Origin of the sequence: Dyella sp. ASV21 (assembly GCF_016428975.1) — a bacterium.
In the GTDB taxonomy this organism is placed as follows: Bacteria; Pseudomonadota; Gammaproteobacteria; order Xanthomonadales; family Rhodanobacteraceae; genus Dyella.
This window is the reverse complement of the sequence record NZ_JAELTT010000082.1, coordinates 1-16,565: the sequence shown is the minus strand read 5'-3', so window position 1 is coordinate 16,565 and position 16,565 is coordinate 1. Positions and strand designations below refer to the sequence as shown.

Here is a 16,565-nt window from a genome sequence, read left to right as displayed (position 1 = left end):
GGTCATGAGATGCGCCAGGCTGATCACGTGATCCACCTGCAACTTCTCCATCAGGCGCTGCTTGTAGGTCGACACAGTCTTGGGGCTAAGATTCAACTGCTCGCCAATCATGGTGAGCGGCCTGCCGCGCACCAACATCATGGCCACCTCGAGCTCGCGACTGGACAAAGCATCGAACGGTGACCCCTCACCGTCGAGCGTGGCCAACGCCAACTGCTGAGCCACTGCCGGTGCAAGATAACGACGCCCCGAAGCGACCTGCCGCACAGCCTCCAAAAGTTCCTCGGAGGTGCAGCCCTTGGTGAGATAACCCAAGGCACCCGCATCAAGTAGACGCTTGGGAAAACGCGCATCATCCACAACCGTGACAATGATGACGTGCGTCGACATCTTGGAGCGCGCCACGCGCTCGGTCAGTTCAATGCCGCTCATACCCGGCATATGGACGTCCACCAGTGCAATGTCTGGCGCGCGCGCGCGGATCAGGCGCAAACCCTCTTCCGCCGTACCCGCCTCACCACTGATGTAGATGTCTGGCTGCTGCTGCAGGATCATCCTGAAGCCCGTGCGTACCAACTCGTGATCGTCAACCAGCACTACTTTGATCACAGGCGCCCTCCTTGGAATGATTCATCGAACATAGGACGCGCCAGGAAGCTATGCAAGCGCCCACTGCGCACGAATCGCGCTGAACCATAGAACCCTACGGCATGATCAGCGAGCCACCTACAAGATCATTCCCAAATCTGCGGGGCAATCACTCGACCCCGGTAGACCAGTTACGCAAACCTGCTTCATCCAGATCGATATCCTCGATCTGCACCGTCATCACACGGCCTTCACAATCCAGCCATTGCTGTTCACCCGCTCGTCGCTGCACACCCGTAATGGATGCCCCGTGCGCGAGTACGCATTCACCGACACACGTGCCGACGACATAACCTTCGGGCAATTCGGCAGCGACCCGATCGTCATAGGGCCCAAGAAACCTGACCACACTCATGACTGCTCCCCTGATGAAAGAACCTCAGCAAAGGCTATACCACCCAGCAAGGGGAGCGCGACAGAGCGCTAAAGCCCCCACCGCAATCAAGTGACACGCGATACCGACTGCAACTCATTGGGCTGAAGCAAGCGCGCCAGCACCAATGGCAGCACGCATAAAATACGTAATGCATAGCGTCGAAGTACGCCGCCGCAAACACTGCCCAACGAGTACGCACGAGCGCCGCCAAGCGCCGCACACCAGATGCAATGAATGCGCGGACTGGATGACTGGCGAATGCCCATGAAAGAGATTCATACCCACACCATGAGCCAACGCGCGGGAACGTAGCGACGTAGCCGTAGCCGTAGCCGTAGCCGGTGGACGTCAACATACATAGCACCGATGCCCAACACATCAGCGCGAACGCGCGAGTCCATCGCCCAGCGAGTTAAACAACACGCAGCGCGCGTTCTTTACACCCATGCGAGATGACCCAAAGCACTCCACGATCGACCGCATCACCAGGCAGGCCGTCAGTGAGGGCTTCGCGTGCATGGCGCCAGCGGCGATGCCTCATGTCAAGCGGCGAAATCTGCCTGATCGAGAGAGGCAGACTCACTCGTTACCCCGCCTAAATCGCGAAGATGATTACGCTCACTGCATTGCGGACAAATGAAATGGGCACCTGCATCATCTATGCCCGGCGGGGCGTCCTTGGCCGTCAAGCGAGCGTCGCAACCGATGCAGATCCACATAACGCCGTCCTCCGTCGAAATTCAAGCCTACTCCGATAACAAGGGATGCACAGGTGCACAAGGGGCGCCCGAGGCGTCAAAACAGGGGCAAGTACCCTGCACCTTGGCCGGCGCCCGCGGCGACTATACCCGGCTCCATGCAGCTCATGCGATGGCGCGTGATAGCATGCACCTCCTTCCGCCCAAGCCCGGATGGCGAAACTGGTAGACGCAAGGGACTTAAAATCCCTCAGCCGCAAGGCTATGCGGGTTCGATCCCCGCTCCGGGCACCAAGGATTGGGGCTAATCCAGAAAGCGTGTTTTGGTCCGCAGCCCGGGCTTTGGTCCGTATGGGCAGGCCCCTGCAACCCGAAAGCCATCGAGGCACCCGCCGTGCAGGCCACTCGCACCGGCCAACCTTGCCACGCAACGCCTGCGCCGACCCGCAACCCGAAGGGATGTTGCATCACCTACCACGCTACTGCACAGTCAGGGCAAAAAGGCGCCGGCGTGATGCTCACGCAGTAGCGCGATCCCCTGCCGCCGAACGTCGCGCAAGCCCGGACATCATTGAGATGCAAACGTTGGTTGCCGGGAGCGCCGACTAACCGGCTGCCATAGATACGCTGCGCTATGGCTAGGTCGACGAGGACGCGTTTCCAGCCCTCAGCCGCGCCGAGGCAACGCATTTACTTCGTCGCCGAGCACCTAGCGCACCTCACGCTCTCGCTACGGAACATACGGCAGCAACATCAAATCGTATCGGCCATGCACAAGGATGGCGTTTCAACCGAAGGGAAATGGAGGGTGCGGCTTCAGCTGTTCACGCCTGGGGAACAGCCTGCTTGCCGGCGAGGAGAAATGGCTGGCCTTGCTCAACACGTCCCACTCCAGGGAGGATTGACTCAAATGCCCAAGGCACCATCGGAATCAGCAAGAGATGCCGCGGTCTTAGCCAAGACGTTTCGGCCAAAAAAAACCCGCCATAAGGCGGGTTGTTTTTTGCGCAATGGAGGCCAGGGTCGGAATCGAACCGGCGTAGACGGCTTTGCAGGCCGCTGCATGACCACTCTGCCACCTGGCCATTGCGCGTACATCGTAACGCGAAACATTACGCTGCACTTCAAAAAACAAAACCTCGGCATTCCGAGGTTTTGTCAAAAACTGGAGCGGGAAACGAGACTCGAACTCGCGACCCCGACCTTGGCAAGGTCGTGCTCTACCAACTGAGCTATTCCCGCATCGGAGTCGCGCATTGTAATGAGTTATCGCGGGCCGTCAAGCGCCCGTCATGAAATAATTCAGTCTTCGTCGCGCGGGAGCACCATCGGCCGCCCATCGCCCTTGAGACTGGGCCATGCAGCGCGCAAATAAAGCAGCCCCGACCAAATGGTGAGCACGCCGGCAATGACCAGCAAGGCCTCGCCGATGTGGTACAGCCGAAGCGCTTCGGCGCTTTTTTCGTGCTGCACAATCAGCACCACCAGGGCCACCATCTGCATGACGGTTTTCAGCTTGCCGATAAAGGCCACTTTCACCGTGGCGCGCATGCCGATCTCGGCCATCCACTCACGCAGTGCGGACACGCTGATCTCGCGTCCCACGATGATCGCCGCCGTCACCGCCATCAAGATGCCGGGCCAGCCGCCACGATGCGTTTCCACCAGCAGGAACAACGTCACCGCCACCATCAATTTGTCGGCGACAGGATCAAGGAAGGCACCAAAGGCCGAGGTGAGATTGAGACGGCGCGCAAGGTAGCCATCCAGCCAGTCGGTAAGCGCCGCCAGCACGAAGACAATGGCCGCGGTGATGTTGTGCCCGGGAAACTGCCAATAGAACACCACCACCATGACGGGTAGCAGCAGAACGCGGAACAGGGTGAGCCAGGTGGGCAGATTGATGCGCATAAATTCGATCCGAATGAGTTCTGCTACAAGCGCGGGTGCATCAATGCCACCTAGCCGTGGAGCACAGCATAAATGCGTTCGGCCAATCCGCGATCAATCCCCTTGACCTGCATCAGCTCCTCCACGCCCGCCGCCTCCACGCCCGCCAACCCGCCAAACGCCTTGAGCAGGGCCGAGCGGCGACGCGCCCCCACGCCCTGCACATCCTCCAGCACGCTACGCTCACGCGCCTTCTCGCGGCGCTTTCGGTGCCCACTGATGGCAAAGCGGTGCGCCTCGTCGCGCACAGCCGCCACCAGATGCAGGGCCGGCGAGGAAGAACCCGGATGCAAATTGCGACCGGAGTCCGCCAGCACGAGGGTTTCTTCGCCGGCACGACGCCCCGGCCCCTTGGCGACACCCACCACATGGATACCGGCGATCCCCAGCTCCTGCAGTACATCGAGTGCCTGCCTGACCTGACCGTCGCCGCCGTCGATCAGCAATACATCAGGCCTGGCACCCTCGCCCTCGGCCACCTTGCGGAAACGCCGCACCAGCGCCTGATGCATGGCCGCATAGTCATCTCCTGGCGTGATACCGGTGATATTGAAGCGTCGGTAATGGGATTTCTCCGGCCCCTCCGGGCCGAACACCACGCAGGACGCCACGGTCAACTCGCCCTGGGTATGACTGATGTCGAAACACTCGATGCGACGCGGCGACTCGTCCAACTCCAGCACGCGCTGCAAATCATCGAAGCGGGCCCCCAGCGTTTGCCGGCTGGCCAGGCGCGCCGTAAGCGACGCCTGCGCGTTGCGCTCGGCCATCTGCAAGAAGCGCGCTCGCTCCCCGCGCACGCTGGATTTCAACTCCACCCCGTGACCCGACTGCTCGGCCAGCAGTTCGGCCAGAATTTGTTGGTCCGGCAGGCTTTCACCCAGAATCAACTCACGCGGCACGGGCCGCCCGAGGTAATACTGGGCGATGAACTGTTCGAGCACGTCAGCAGGCTCGGCATCCAGCGGCAGGCGCGGAAAGAAATCTCGCGTCCCCAGACTGATGCCGTTACGGAAGAACAGCACGCTGACGCACGCCATGCCGGCCTCAATGCGGCAGGCCAGCACATCCATATCCGCGCTCGCGCCCTGAACGTGATGCTCGGCCTGCAGCTTGCGCAAGGCCGCCACCTGATCCCGCAGAGCTGCCGCGCGCTCGAACTCCAGCGCCTTACTGGCATGCTCCATTTGCCCCGCCAGCTCATCGATCACCGCACTGCTACGTCCCTCGAGAAACATCTCCGCATGACGAACGTCATTGCGATAGTCGCTTACCGTGATCAACTGCACGCATGGCGCCGTGCAACGTCCGATCTGATGCTGCAGGCAGGGGCGCGAACGGTTCTTGAAATAGCTGTCCTCGCACTGGCGCACCTTGAACAACTTCTGCATCAAGTTCAGGCTTTCGCGCACGGCAAAGGTGCTGGGATACGGGCCGAAATAGCGCCCTGGCAAATTCCGCGCGCCACGATGAAACGCCAGGCGCGGGTAATCCTCGCCGCCCGACAGATAGATATAGGGGTAGCTCTTATCGTCGCGCAGCAGGATGTTGTAGCGCGGCTTGAGCGACTTGATGAGCTGCGACTCCAGCAGCAGCGCCTCGCCCTCGGTACGCGTCACCGTAATCTCTACGCGCTCGATCTGCGCCACCATGGCCGCGATACGCGGCTCCATGCGCGGCTTTAGAAAGTAGCTCCCCACCCGCTTTTTGAGGCTGCCGGCCTTACCTACATACAGCAGGTCGCCATCCGCATCGAAGTAACGGTAGACACCGGGCGAAGTCGTTAGCGTTTTGACGAAGGCCTTACCGTCGAAGGCTTGCGGCGTATCGGGCTGCATCCAGAGATTCTAGCGGCTTTCAGGGGGCGCGAAGGCGGCTGATCAGGCCGTCCACACCGCGCTCGGCCAGCGCGACAGCCTCCTGGAACCCCTGCATGTCACCGAAGTAAGGATCGGGAAATTCCATGGGCGTGCGTAGCCCGGACCACGGCAGAAACAACTCGGCGGGCGCACCCCGGCCGTCGCGCACCGACACCAAGGTTTCCAGGTTGTCGCAATCCATGGCCAGCACCCAGTCGAAGGCGTTGAAATCCTCTCCGCGCACCTGACGGGCTCGATGCGGGGAGAGGTCGTAGCCGGCAGCCGCCGCGGCGCGCACCATGCGCGGATCCGCACCCTTGCCGATATGCCAGTTGCCCGTGCCGCAGGAAGCGAAGGTAACGGCAAGCCCGGCCTGCGCGCTGCGCTGGCGCGCCACCGCCTCCACCAATGGAGAGCGGCAAATATTTCCCAGGCACACAAACAGCACGGAGGCCGTCGAACTACGGGTGGACATCAAGACTATCCTGGCGAACAAAAGCGCAGCCAATCAAGCGCACCATTCGATGGAGTATGGGCACATGGGCGTCGATACAAGTCACAACGCCAATAGCGTCACGACAGACAATCGGGCACCTTAACGCCAGGGACTTTCTATGGGCTGTCTACCGCTACCGATCTTGTTCGTGCTGGGCTTTTTCATGGGCCGGGCCGTGGGCGGCAATGGCGGCGCCGCATGGGGCGCCGGCATCGGCCTGGCCGTCGGCGTGGTACTCGCGGCCGCCTTCGTATGGCTGGTGCGGCGACGCCGCTAAGCCCTTACTGCTGAGCAAGCCAGCGCTCAGCGCGCTCGAGATCCGCCTCGGTATCAATGCCCGGCGGGAACGGCTCGGGAGTGAGGCGCACGGCGATGGCGTGACCATGCTCCATCACGCGCAGCTGCTCCAGGGACTCGGCCTGCTCCAATGGGGTACGGGTGAGTGTCGCGTAGCGTTTCAAGAAGCCTGCGCGATAAGCATAGATACCGATATGACGCAGGAACGGCACCTCGGCCGGCAGGGTCGCCCGATCCGCCGCGAACGCATCGCGCGCCCACGGCATCGGCGCACGGCTGAAGTACAAGGCACGCCCCTGCGCGCTGCGCACCAGCTTCACCACATTCGGATCGAACAGCTCGTGGGCATCCTCGATTGGCGTCGCCAAGGTGGACATGGGGGCATCATCATCGGCCAGCGCCCTCGCTACCTCGCGAATGCCCGCCGCCGGCGCAAACGGCTCATCACCCTGCAGATTGACCACAATGTGGTCATCCGCCCATCCGTAATGCAGTGCGCACTCCGCAAGGCGATCACTGCCAGACGCATGATCCGTGCGCGTCATGCACACCTCCACGCCCTGGCCCGCCAGCGCATCGGCAATGCGCGGATCATCCACGGCCACCACGACCTGCGAGGCGCCCGCTTGCAGTGCCCGCCGCGCCACTCGAACCACCATCGGCACGCCGCCAATCGCGCGCAGCGGCTTGGCCGGCAGCCGCGTGGAGCCGTAGCGGGCAGGAATGGCGACAATGAAGGGCGGATGGGCGTGGGGCATGGCGACCTCAGTGACAGGCCGCCAAGCCTACCCGCAAACGTGCTTTCTTAGGAGCCTTGCGCGACGCGAACCTAAACGGTCGCCCATCGCGCAATATCAGGCCAGATGAAAGCCGCAGCCATTGGCCAGTTCAAGGAATCCAGGGAACGACGTGGCGACGTTGGCGCAATCACGGATGCGCACCGCCCCTTCCGCGACCAGACCCGCGACCGCAAAGCTCATCGCGATGCGATGGTCGCCGTGGCTATCGATGGTGCCGCCGCCGATGACTCCACCCTCGATAGACGCGCCATCCGGCGCCTCTTCGACGGTCACGCCCAGGGCGCGCAGCCCATTTGCCATGCTGGCAATACGGTCCGATTCCTTTACCCGCAGCTCTGCGGCACCACGCACCACGGTGCGACCTTTCGCAGCCGCCGCCGCGACGAATAGCGCCGGGAATTCGTCGATCATGTCCGGCACCAGCGCCTCGGGCAACTCAATGCCGTGCAAAGGGGCGTACGTCACCACAAGGTCACCGACCGGCTCGCCACCACTCTCGCGCTCATTCTCAATGCGAATATCGGCGCCCATCAGACGCAATGCCGCCAGCAGACCCGTGCGGCGTGGATTGAGCCCCACGGCAGGCAGGCGCAGCTTCGACCCCGGGACGATACTCGCCGCCACCAGAAAGAACGCCGCCGAAGAGAAATCCGCAGGCACGTCCACGTCAGTGGCGCGCAACGCATGACCGCCACTCAGCCGCGCATAGCCCGGGGTGAACTCGATCGGCCAGCCGAAGGCGGCAAGCATGCGCTCGGTGTAATCGCGCGTGGGATGCGGTTCCAGCACTTCGGTGTCGCCATCCGCGTAGAGACCCGCCAGCAGCAGCGCGGACTTCACCTGCGCACTCGCCACCGGCAACGTGTAACGAATGCCATGCAAGGCATGGCGGCCACGCACGCGCAGCGGCGGCAATCCATCCTGCGTATCGATCTGCGCGCCCATCAGCGCCAACGGCTCAGTGACTCGGCGCATGGGGCGCTTGGAGAGCGACTCATCACCCACCAGGGTGCTGTCGAAAGCCTGCCCCGCCAGCAGCCCCGCCAATAGGCGCATGCCGGTGCCGGCATTGCCGCAATCGAGCGATTCGCCAGCACCACGCAGACCGTGGAGCCCCACGCCGTGCACTAAACGCTCGCCATCGGCAGGCGTTTCGATACGCACGCCAAGCTGATGCAGCACGGCGGCCGTGGCGCGGGTGTCCTCGCCCTCCAGGAAGCCCCGGATATGCGACGTGCCATCCGCCAGCGCACCCAACATCAGGGCGCGATGCGATACCGATTTGTCGCCAGGCACGCGCACACTGCCATGCAGCGCACCGCCGGCCTGACTGGTCCAGTCGAGTCGAGTCACGAACATCTCCACAGGCGACCACTGGCCGCCCAACAAATATCAGGGCAGCGCCACCGGGTAGGAGCCGAGCACGCGTACTTGAGCCGCCGCTTCGCCCATTTCACTCAGGGCAGCCTGCATCGGCTCGTCGTTGATGTGGCCGGAAACGTCGATGAAGAACGCGTACTGCCACTTGCCCGAATGCGCGGGACGGGATTCGATGCGGTTGAGGCTGATGTCGTGCTCGGCAAACGGCTTGAGCACGTGATACAGCGCGCCAGGCTTGTCGTTGACGGTGATCAGCAGCGAGGTGCGATCGTTGCCCGACGGCGGAAACAGCGAGCGCCCAATCACCAGGAAGCGCGTGGTGTTGTCCGCGCGATCCTCGATCGCCTGCGCCACGGTCTTGAGGCCATACACGCGCCCAGCGGTTTCGCCGGCAATCGCGCCGGCATCGTCCGCGTGGCGCGCCAGCCGCGCCGCTTCCGCATTGCTGCTTACCGCAATGCACTCCACGCCCGGAAGATTGATGCGCAGCCAGGTTTTGCACTGCTGCAGCGATTGCGCATGCGCATAGACGCGCTTGATGCTCTCCAGTTGACCCTGCAACGAATGCAGGCACTGATGCACGCGCAGCTCGACCTCACCGCAGATGGTGGCATCGGAGGTAAGGAACATATCCAGGGTGACCTGGATCATGCCCTGCCCGGAGTTCTCCACTGGCACCACGCCGAAATCAGCGTGTCCCGCGGCCACCTCCTGGAACACCTCCTCAATGCTTCCCAGCGGCAGGCCATAGGCAGCGTGACCGAAATGCTTGCGCACCGCCTGCTCGCTAAAGGTGCCCTCTGGGCCAAGGAAGCCCACCTTGAGAGGATCCTCCTGCGCCAGACACGAGGACATGATTTCGCGAAACAAACGCACCATTTCCGTGTCTGAGAGCGGGCCATCGTTGCGATCCACCACCATGCGCAGCACATGGGCCTCGCGCTCGGGTCGGTAATAGTCGATCGCCGAAAGCCCCTCGCCCTTCACTCGGGCCACTTCCTGCGCCCAGCCGGCGCGCTCGGAGATCAGCTTCTGAATCTGCTGATCGATGCTGTCGATGTGCTCACGCACTTCGGAGAGCGAGGATTTCTTATCGGTCATGTCAATGGTTCTGGAGGGAAAGCAGTCTAAACGGGGAACCAGGGATAGTCGGCCATAGACAACCCGATTCGCAACGGTTTCATCCGTGACGTTTTGCGAAATCCCCCATAAAGGACACCAGGGCCTGTACTGCTTCCAACGGCACGGCGTTGTAGATCGATGCGCGCATGCCGCCCAGCGCCTTGTGACCCTTCAATGCAAGCAGGCCAGCCGACTCCGATTCTTTGAGAAAGTCGGCGTCCAGCGCGCTGTCGTGCAGGGTAAAGGGGATATTCATCAGCGAGCGCGCCGAAGGCTCTACCGGGCTACGGTAATAGCCGCCGGAGCCATCGATCGCGTCGTACAACAAGCCAGCCTTCGCGGCATTGCGCTCACCCACGGCCTTCAGGCCGCCCTGCTCCTTGAGCCACTGGAAGGTAAGTCCCGCCAAATACCAGCCCCAGGTATTGGGCGTGTTGAGCATGGAGTCGTTCGCGGCGTGGTCCGCATAGCGGAAGATGCGCGCCATGGGGCGCGCGGGCCGCTCCAACAGGTCACGCCGGACAATCATCACCACCAGTCCGGACGGACCAATGTTCTTCTGGGCGCCAGCGTAGATAAGCCCAAACCGGGTGACGTCGATCGGCCGGGACAGGATGTCGGAGGACATGTCCGCCACCAGGGGCACCTCGCCCACATTCGGCACATCGTGGAACTCGACACCGTGAATGGTCTCGTTGCTCACGTAATGCACATAGGCCGCACGCGGATCGAGCTGCCAGGTGTCGCGCGGGGGCAGCCGCAGGTAGTGCTCCGCTTTGCTGCTGGCGGCGACGTTCACCTTCACATAGGGCGCCGCCTCGCTGGCGGCCTTCTCGCCCCAATGCCCCGTGACGATGTAGTCCGCACTCGCACCCTCGGTGGCCAGATTCATGGGGATCTGGGCAAAGTGCTGGGTCGCACCGCCTTGGAGGAACAGCACCGCATAGTTCTCGGGAATCGCCAGCAGCTCGCGCAAATCGGTTTCGGCCTGCTGCGCCAGGCTCATGAAAAGCTTGCCTCGATGGGACAACTCCATCACCGAGGCACCGCAGCCTTGCCAATCCAGCAGCTCGCGCTGGGCCCGCTCGAGTACGGCTTGCGGCAGCGCGGCCGGGCCTGCGCTGAAATTCCAGAGTCTGCTCACTGACGACGCCTTTGCGGATGGAATCACCGCATTATGCCGCGTCGCAGCAAGGCAAGGTCAACCGAGAACAGCGCGCCCTCGAAAAGCCCGAGAGGCGCCTTAGAAACGAACCAGCAGCACCACCGCAATGCCCAACGCCAGCACCGCCGCGGTCGCGATCAGCCACCACACCTCACCGCGAGGGCCAGCGTCCTCCTCCGGCAAATGCTCGGCGGCGGGCTCCGGGCTAGCCAGCTCCGGCTCTGGCTCCAACCCGGGCGCATCCACGACGAAACGATGCATACCCAGGCCAACCTGATCACCCGGCCGCAAGGCTGCCTGCGTCACCGCCACCCCGTTGACGCGCAAAGGGTAGCGCACGGAAACCTGCTCGGCCTCCAGCCACAGCTGCCCCTGTCGCCAGAAAATGGCCAAGGACGCCGCCTCGCCCTGCGGCAGCTCCAGCGGCATGCGCCCCAGCGACCCCAGCTCCAGGCGATCCTGCAGCGAAAGCACTCGCCCGGACAGCGGACCGGCCACCGCACGCAGTGCCACCGTGCAGCGCCCCTCGGCGGGCACCGTCACCGGCAGACTGTGCGCAGGCCCCTCTTCCGCACGCAGCAGCATGCGGCAGTCACCGACACTGAGGATGTCGCCAGGACGAAGCAGCGCTTTCTCACGCACCGGGCGCGCGTTCACATAGACGCGCCCTCCCTCGGGCAGCACCTGCATCACCCAGCCCCGGCGATCCGCCTGGATACGCAGGTGATGCGCCGATGCCTGCTGGGCGGCGAGGATCAAATCGTTATCCGGCGCACTGCCGATGCGCATCACGGGAGCATCCCAATGGAAGTCCTCTCGGGCCGAATTGGGGAACTCGATACGCATCAGATAACCAGTCGTCAGACCGCCGGGACTCTAGCAGATGCGCGCGTTCTCTCCGAGCGTATCTGGCATACCATGTGGGTTTGCCCGCACCAGGAACCCCTTATGCCCAAGATCGACATCACCCGCCCGCACCAGCTGCCGATGGCCGAGGCCCGCGCCGTGGTCGACCAGGTGGCCGCCCGCATGCGTGAAAAGTTCGGCATGGAAGGTCAATGGCAGGGCGATACCTTGCGATTTTCCCGCCCGGGCGTGAGCGGCAGCATTGCCGTGGAGAGCGACGCCATACGGGTTTCGGCGGAGCTTGGGATGATGCTGGCGCCCCTCAAGGGCATGGTCGAACAGGAGATCCGCCGCAAGCTGGATGAGCACTTCGGCTGATGTTTCTTTAACCAGCCGGATTTCCGTGGCATAATCGACCGCTTACGCGGCCATGACGGCTGCAATCGCCCCCACCGGAAAGCATGGCCAAAGACGACGTCATTGAAATGGAAGGCACGGTTCAAGAGACCCTGCCCAACACCATGTTCCGCGTGCAGCTGGAAAACGGCCACGTCATTACGGCTCATATTTCCGGCCGCATGCGCAAGCATTACATCCGCATCCTCACCGGTGACAAGGTGAAGGTGGAGATGACCCCGTACGACCTCACCAAGGGCCGTATCACTTACCGCATGAAGTAAGTCATCCCAGGGTTAGGCTCCGCGCGCCATCCTTGCGCCGGTTCCGACCCAAGGATGACGTTCAGTGACCCAGTGGGTCTCCTGAAAGAAAAGGCCGCGCAGTGCGCGGCCTTTTCGTTGTGCCTGGCAACCTGGAATCAGGTTACGGTGGCCGGCAGGGTTTCCGCGGCCTCGGTATTCACCACCAGCTCGCCGTCGCGCACGGTCAGGTGCACCTTGCCACCTTCGGCCAACTTGCCGAACAACAGCTCGTCGGCCAGCGCACGCTTCACCTTCTCCTGGATCACTCGCGCCATCGGACGCGCGCCCATCTGCGGATCGAAACCGTGCTCGGCCAGCCAGCGGCGGGCATCGGCGTCCACATCCAGGCTCACGTGCTTCTCGCTGAGCTGCGATTCCAGCTCGATGATGAACTTGTCGACCACACGCAAGATATGGTCGAAGTCCAGCGCATTGAACTGAACGATCGCATCCAGACGGTTGCGGAACTCCGGCGTGAAGGTACGACGAATTACTTCCATCGAATCCATCGAGTGGTTCTGTTTGACGAAGCCGATGCCACGGCGCGACGCTTGCTGAGCGCCCGCGTTGGTGGTCATTACCACGATGACGTTCTTGAAGTTGGCCTCTCGACCATTGGTGTCGGTCAGCACGCCACGATCCATGACCTGCAACAGGATGTTGTACACATCCGGATGCGCCTTCTCGATCTCGTCCAGCAGCAACACCGCGTGCGGGTGCTTGGTCACCGCCTCGGTCAGCAGGCCGCCCTGATCGAAGCCCACGTAACCCGGGGGCGCACCGACCAGGCGCGAGACCGAATGCGCCTCCATGTACTCGGACATGTCGAAGCGAATCATCTCGATGCCCAACTGCATCGCCAGCTGGCGGGTCACCTCGGTCTTGCCCACGCCGGTGGGTCCGGCCAGCAGGAAGCAACCGATCGGCTTGGCCGGATCGGCCAGACCCGAGCGAGCCATCTTGATCGAAGCCGCGAGCGCCTCGATGGCCTGGTCCTGGCCGAACACCACCATCTTCAGGTTGCGCTCGAGGTTCTTGAGCACGTCGCGATCCGACGCCGACACCTGCTTCGCGGGGATACGCGCCATCTTGGCGACGATGTACTCCACTTCCGGCACGTCGATCTTGCCGCTGCGCTGATCCGCCGGCAGCAAGCGCTGACGGGCACCGGCCTCATCGATGACGTCGATGGCCTTGTCCGGCAACAGACGATCGGGAATGTGTTTCACCGATAGGTCCACCGCGGCCTTCAAGGCCTCGTTGGTATAGGCAACGTTGTGGTGCTCCTCGAAACGCGAGCGCAGGCCCTTGAGGATTTCCACGCTGTCGGCAACCGTCGGCTCGACCACATCGATCTTCTGGAAACGACGAGCCAGCGCACGGTCTTTCTCGAAAATGCCGCGGAATTCCTGGAAGGTGGTGGAGCCGATGCAGCGCAGCTCGCCGGAGGCCAGCATGGGCTTGATCAGGTTGCTTGCGTCCATGGTGCCGCCCGACGCCGAACCCGCACCAATGATGGTGTGGATCTCGTCGATGAACAGGATTGCGCCCGGCTGCTTCTTGAGCTGACCAATGACCGCCTTCAACCGCTTTTCGAAGTCGCCTCGATACTTGGTGCCGGCCACCAGCGCACCCAGGTCCAGCGACCAGATCGTGGCGTTTTCCAGCACTTCGGGCACATCGCCATCGACAATGCGCTTGGCCAGGCCCTCGGCGAGCGCGGTCTTGCCCACGCCAGCCTCGCCCACATAGAGCGGATTGTTCTTGCGGCGACGGCACAACACCTGGATGGTGCGCTCGATTTCGTCCTGGCGACCGATCAGCGGATCGATCTTGCCTTCCAGCGCCAACTCATTGAGATTGCTGGCGTACTCGCTCAGCGGATTGCCCTTGGGCTCGCCCTCCTCACCCTCACGCTCGCTGCCGGGCATGCTGGAGGACGGCTCGTCGCCAATCTTGGCGATGCCATGGGAAATGTAGTTGACCACATCCAGACGGGTGATCTCCTGCTGATGCAGGAAATACACCGCATGCGAGTCCTTCTCGCCAAAGATCGCCACGAGCACATTGGCACCCGTAACCTCTTTACGACCCGAGGACTGCACGTGGTACACCGCGCGCTGCAGCACGCGCTGGAAGCCCAGCGTCGGCTGGGTGTCACGCTCGTCGCCGTGCGGCAATACCGGCACAGTCTCGGCGATGATTTTTTCCAGCTCGCGCGTAAGGCGCGGCAGGTCGACGCCGCAGGCGCGCAATGCGCCCAGCGCCGACTGGTTATCGGTAAGAGCGAGCAGCAGGTGTTCCACCGTCATGAATTCATGACGCTGCTCGCGGGCCTGCTTGTAGCACTGGCCGATGGTGACCTCGAGATCCTTGCTGAACATCCGGACCTACTCCGCTTGAGTGGCAGGCGGCAACGCCGCGATGGCTACAAAATGGGGGCGTTTACAGCTTTTCCATAGTGCACAACAAAGGGTGTTGATGAGCACGTGAATATTCGTTTACCTGAGCCACCTTGGTTTCCGCAACCTCCCGGGTAAACACCCCGCAAACGCCCTTCCCCCGGGTATGGACATGGAGCATCACCTGTACGGCACGCTCCTGGTCCAGACTGAAGAAGCTGCGAAGCACCTCGACCACAAAATCCATCGGAGTGAAATCGTCATTCAGCAAGACCACCTGGAAAAGCGGCGGGCGAGCCACCTCCGGACGGGAGGTTTCCAGCGCCAGACCGTGGCCGCTGCCTTGTTCGTGTTCGGGTTCGTGAGCCATGGGTTCGACGTGAGATTTCCTGGGGAAAAGTATACCGCCGCGACCCGGAGCCGGCCTGTGCCAGGGGGCTCGCTGTCGTGACAGGGCAGCTCGCCTACAGGTGATGGCACAATGCGCTCTTTTCCAGGGCCGTTGCCGGCGCCATATAACCCCAATGGCCGATTCTGCTACCTCCTCCGCCCAGTCCGTCTGGTGCCCGCATGTCACCGTGGCATGCGTAGTCGCCGATGGCGATCGTTTCCTCATGGTTGAAGAGGAAGTAAACGGCCGCCTTGCCTATAACCAGCCAGCCGGTCATTTGGATGACAAGGAAAGCCTGGTTTCCGCCGCCGTGCGCGAAACCCTGGAGGAAACCGGCTGGACAGTTGCCCTGGACCACCTGATCGGCGTACATCAGTGGCGCAGCACCGAGCATGGCGATGGCGTGGTGCGCTTCAGCTTTGCCGCGCGAGCCCTCAGCCACGACCCGCTACGTCCACTGGATGACGGCATTCGCCGCGCCCTGTGGATGACACGCGAGGAGATTGCCGCCCTGGGGAGCCGCCTGCGCAGCCCACTGGTCCTGATGAGCATCGACGCCTGGCTGGCGGGCCAACGCTACCCGCTGGAACTGCTGGGCAGCCTGCTGGCCGAGGATCGTTACCCGTGAAAGTGATGCTGGGAATCTCCGGCGGTGTGGACTCTTCCGTAGCCGCACTCCTATTGCAGCAGGCCGGCCACGATGTCGAAGGCCTGTTCATGCAGAACTGGGAAGAAGATGACCGGGATGGTCCATGCACGACCGACGCCGACCGCAAGGACGCCGTCGCTGTCTGCGGACGCCTGGGCATTCCCTTCCATGCTCGCAACTTCGCCGCCGAATACTGGGACGGCGTGTTCGAGCATTTCCTGGCGGAATACCGCGCCGGACGCACGCCGAACCCTGACGTGCTGTGCAACCGCGAGATCAAGTTCAAGACCTTTCTGGACGAAGCCCGCGCCCTCGGTGCCGACAAGATCGCCACCGGCCACTATGCGCGAGTGGACTTTCACGAAGGCCAATATCGGCTCTTGCGCGCCATCGATGCCGCCAAGGATCAGACTTACTTTTTGCACGCGCTGGGCCAGGAACAACTGGCCGCCACGTTGTTTCCGGTAGGCGAGATCGAAAAATCCAAAGTGCGGCAGATGGCGTTGGATGCCGCCCTGCCCACCCATGCCAAGAAAGACTCCACCGGCATCTGCTTCATCGGCGAGCGCGACTTCCGCAGCTTCCTGGCCCAGTACATTCCAGCCCAGCCGGGCGCCATGCGCACCCCCGAAGGCGAGCGCGTGGGCGAACATCAGGGCGTGATGTATTACACCCTCGGCCAGCGCAACGGCCTGGGCATTGGCGGCCGCCACGGCGCCAGCGGCGAGGCCTGGTACGTGGTGGGCAAGGACGTCGCCCGCAATATTCTCTACGTGGCCCAGGGT

At 62.7% G+C, this 16,565-nt stretch carries 17 protein-coding genes and 3 tRNA genes; 6 read left to right on the top strand and 14 right to left on the bottom strand.

Annotated elements, in window-relative coordinates:
- Positions 1-609, bottom strand: a 609-nt coding sequence (locus JHD67_RS18740; protein WP_199100715.1) for a response regulator, incomplete at its 3' end; no start/stop codon positions are given.
- A gap of 148 nt (positions 610-757) precedes the next feature.
- A complete protein-coding gene (locus tag JHD67_RS18735; RefSeq protein ID WP_199100714.1) occupies positions 758-1,003 on the bottom strand; it encodes a hypothetical protein in 246 nt (81 codons plus the stop codon).
- 926 nt (positions 1,004-1,929) lie between these two features.
- Between JHD67_RS18735 and JHD67_RS18730 the strand changes: the two genes are divergently transcribed.
- Positions 1,930-2,016, top strand: a tRNA-Leu gene (locus JHD67_RS18730).
- A gap of 717 nt (positions 2,017-2,733) precedes the next feature.
- Here the strand turns inward: JHD67_RS18730 and JHD67_RS18725 are convergent.
- The 5 genes from JHD67_RS18725 to JHD67_RS18705 all read right to left on the bottom strand — a co-directional run bounded on the left by JHD67_RS18725 (position 2,734) and on the right by JHD67_RS18705 (position 6,006).
- A tRNA-Cys gene (locus JHD67_RS18725) sits at positions 2,734-2,807 on the bottom strand.
- Between the two features lie 81 nt (positions 2,808-2,888).
- Positions 2,889-2,964, bottom strand: a tRNA-Gly gene (locus JHD67_RS18720).
- Positions 2,965-3,024: 60 nt separating this feature from the next.
- Positions 3,025-3,633: a CDP-diacylglycerol--glycerol-3-phosphate 3-phosphatidyltransferase gene (gene pgsA / locus JHD67_RS18715; protein WP_199100713.1), complete on the bottom strand. Its 609-nt coding sequence runs from the start codon at positions 3,631-3,633 to the stop codon at positions 3,025-3,027.
- Positions 3,634-3,683: 50 nt separating this feature from the next.
- Positions 3,684-5,510 (bottom strand): excinuclease ABC subunit UvrC, encoded by a 1,827-nt coding sequence (gene uvrC / locus JHD67_RS18710; RefSeq protein ID WP_199100712.1) that lies wholly within the window; start codon positions 5,508-5,510, stop codon positions 3,684-3,686.
- Positions 5,511-5,529: 19 nt separating this feature from the next.
- The gene (locus JHD67_RS18705; RefSeq protein ID WP_199100711.1) at positions 5,530-6,006 is read right to left on the bottom strand and encodes a low molecular weight protein-tyrosine-phosphatase; all 477 of its coding nucleotides are present in this window, start codon (positions 6,004-6,006) and stop codon (positions 5,530-5,532) included.
- A gap of 139 nt (positions 6,007-6,145) precedes the next feature.
- Here JHD67_RS18705 and JHD67_RS18700 point away from each other — a divergent pair, with 139 nt between their 5' ends.
- Complete coding sequence (locus JHD67_RS18700; RefSeq protein ID WP_199100710.1) at positions 6,146-6,304, top strand: hypothetical protein; 159 nt, start codon at positions 6,146-6,148, stop codon at positions 6,302-6,304.
- 4 nt (positions 6,305-6,308) lie between these two features.
- On the opposite strand, the gene kdsB is transcribed toward JHD67_RS18700, so the two are convergent.
- The 5 genes from kdsB to JHD67_RS18675 all read right to left on the bottom strand — a co-directional run bounded on the left by kdsB (position 6,309) and on the right by JHD67_RS18675 (position 11,637).
- Positions 6,309-7,082, bottom strand: coding sequence for a 3-deoxy-manno-octulosonate cytidylyltransferase (gene kdsB, locus JHD67_RS18695; protein ID WP_199100709.1), 774 nt, complete (start codon positions 7,080-7,082; stop codon positions 6,309-6,311).
- A gap of 96 nt (positions 7,083-7,178) precedes the next feature.
- Positions 7,179-8,483, bottom strand: coding sequence for a 3-phosphoshikimate 1-carboxyvinyltransferase (gene aroA, locus JHD67_RS18690; RefSeq protein WP_199100708.1), 1,305 nt, complete (start codon positions 8,481-8,483; stop codon positions 7,179-7,181).
- Between the two features lie 33 nt (positions 8,484-8,516).
- On the bottom strand, positions 8,517-9,605 hold the full coding sequence (gene pheA / locus JHD67_RS18685; RefSeq protein ID WP_199100707.1) for a prephenate dehydratase: 1,089 nt from the start codon (positions 9,603-9,605) through the stop codon (positions 8,517-8,519).
- 79 nt (positions 9,606-9,684) lie between these two features.
- On the bottom strand, positions 9,685-10,770 hold the full coding sequence (serC, locus tag JHD67_RS18680; protein WP_199100706.1) for a 3-phosphoserine/phosphohydroxythreonine transaminase: 1,086 nt from the start codon (positions 10,768-10,770) through the stop codon (positions 9,685-9,687).
- A 99-nt stretch (positions 10,771-10,869) separates the two neighbouring features.
- Positions 10,870-11,637, bottom strand: a complete 768-nt coding sequence (locus JHD67_RS18675) for an FHA domain-containing protein (RefSeq protein ID WP_199100705.1) — start codon at positions 11,635-11,637, stop codon at positions 10,870-10,872.
- A 102-nt stretch (positions 11,638-11,739) separates the two neighbouring features.
- On the opposite strand from JHD67_RS18675, the gene JHD67_RS18670 reads away from it, so the two are divergent.
- Entirely contained in the window at positions 11,740-12,015 is a 276-nt protein-coding gene (locus JHD67_RS18670; RefSeq protein ID WP_199100704.1) for a polyhydroxyalkanoic acid system family protein, read from the top strand.
- A gap of 83 nt (positions 12,016-12,098) precedes the next feature.
- On the top strand, positions 12,099-12,317 hold the full coding sequence (gene infA, locus JHD67_RS18665) for a translation initiation factor IF-1 (protein ID WP_019466733.1): 219 nt from the start codon (positions 12,099-12,101) through the stop codon (positions 12,315-12,317).
- 137 nt (positions 12,318-12,454) lie between these two features.
- Here infA and clpA read toward each other — a convergent pair whose 3' ends face one another.
- Positions 12,455-14,722 carry an ATP-dependent Clp protease ATP-binding subunit ClpA gene (gene clpA / locus JHD67_RS18660; protein WP_199100703.1) on the bottom strand — a complete coding sequence of 756 codons (2,268 nt, stop codon included), beginning with the start codon at positions 14,720-14,722 and terminating at the stop codon, positions 12,455-12,457.
- 61 nt (positions 14,723-14,783) lie between these two features.
- Positions 14,784-15,110 carry an ATP-dependent Clp protease adapter ClpS gene (gene clpS, locus JHD67_RS18655; RefSeq protein ID WP_199100702.1) on the bottom strand — a complete coding sequence of 109 codons (327 nt, stop codon included), beginning with the start codon at positions 15,108-15,110 and terminating at the stop codon, positions 14,784-14,786.
- A gap of 154 nt (positions 15,111-15,264) precedes the next feature.
- Between clpS and JHD67_RS18650 the strand changes: the two genes are divergently transcribed.
- Both JHD67_RS18650 and mnmA read left to right on the top strand, forming a co-directional pair.
- Positions 15,265-15,759 (top strand): NUDIX hydrolase, encoded by a 495-nt coding sequence (locus JHD67_RS18650; protein WP_199100701.1) that lies wholly within the window; start codon positions 15,265-15,267, stop codon positions 15,757-15,759.
- Positions 15,756-16,565: tRNA 2-thiouridine(34) synthase MnmA (gene mnmA / locus JHD67_RS18645; RefSeq protein ID WP_199100700.1), on the top strand; the 810-nt coding region annotated here is incomplete at its 3' end. The genes JHD67_RS18650 and mnmA, both read left to right, overlap by 4 nt.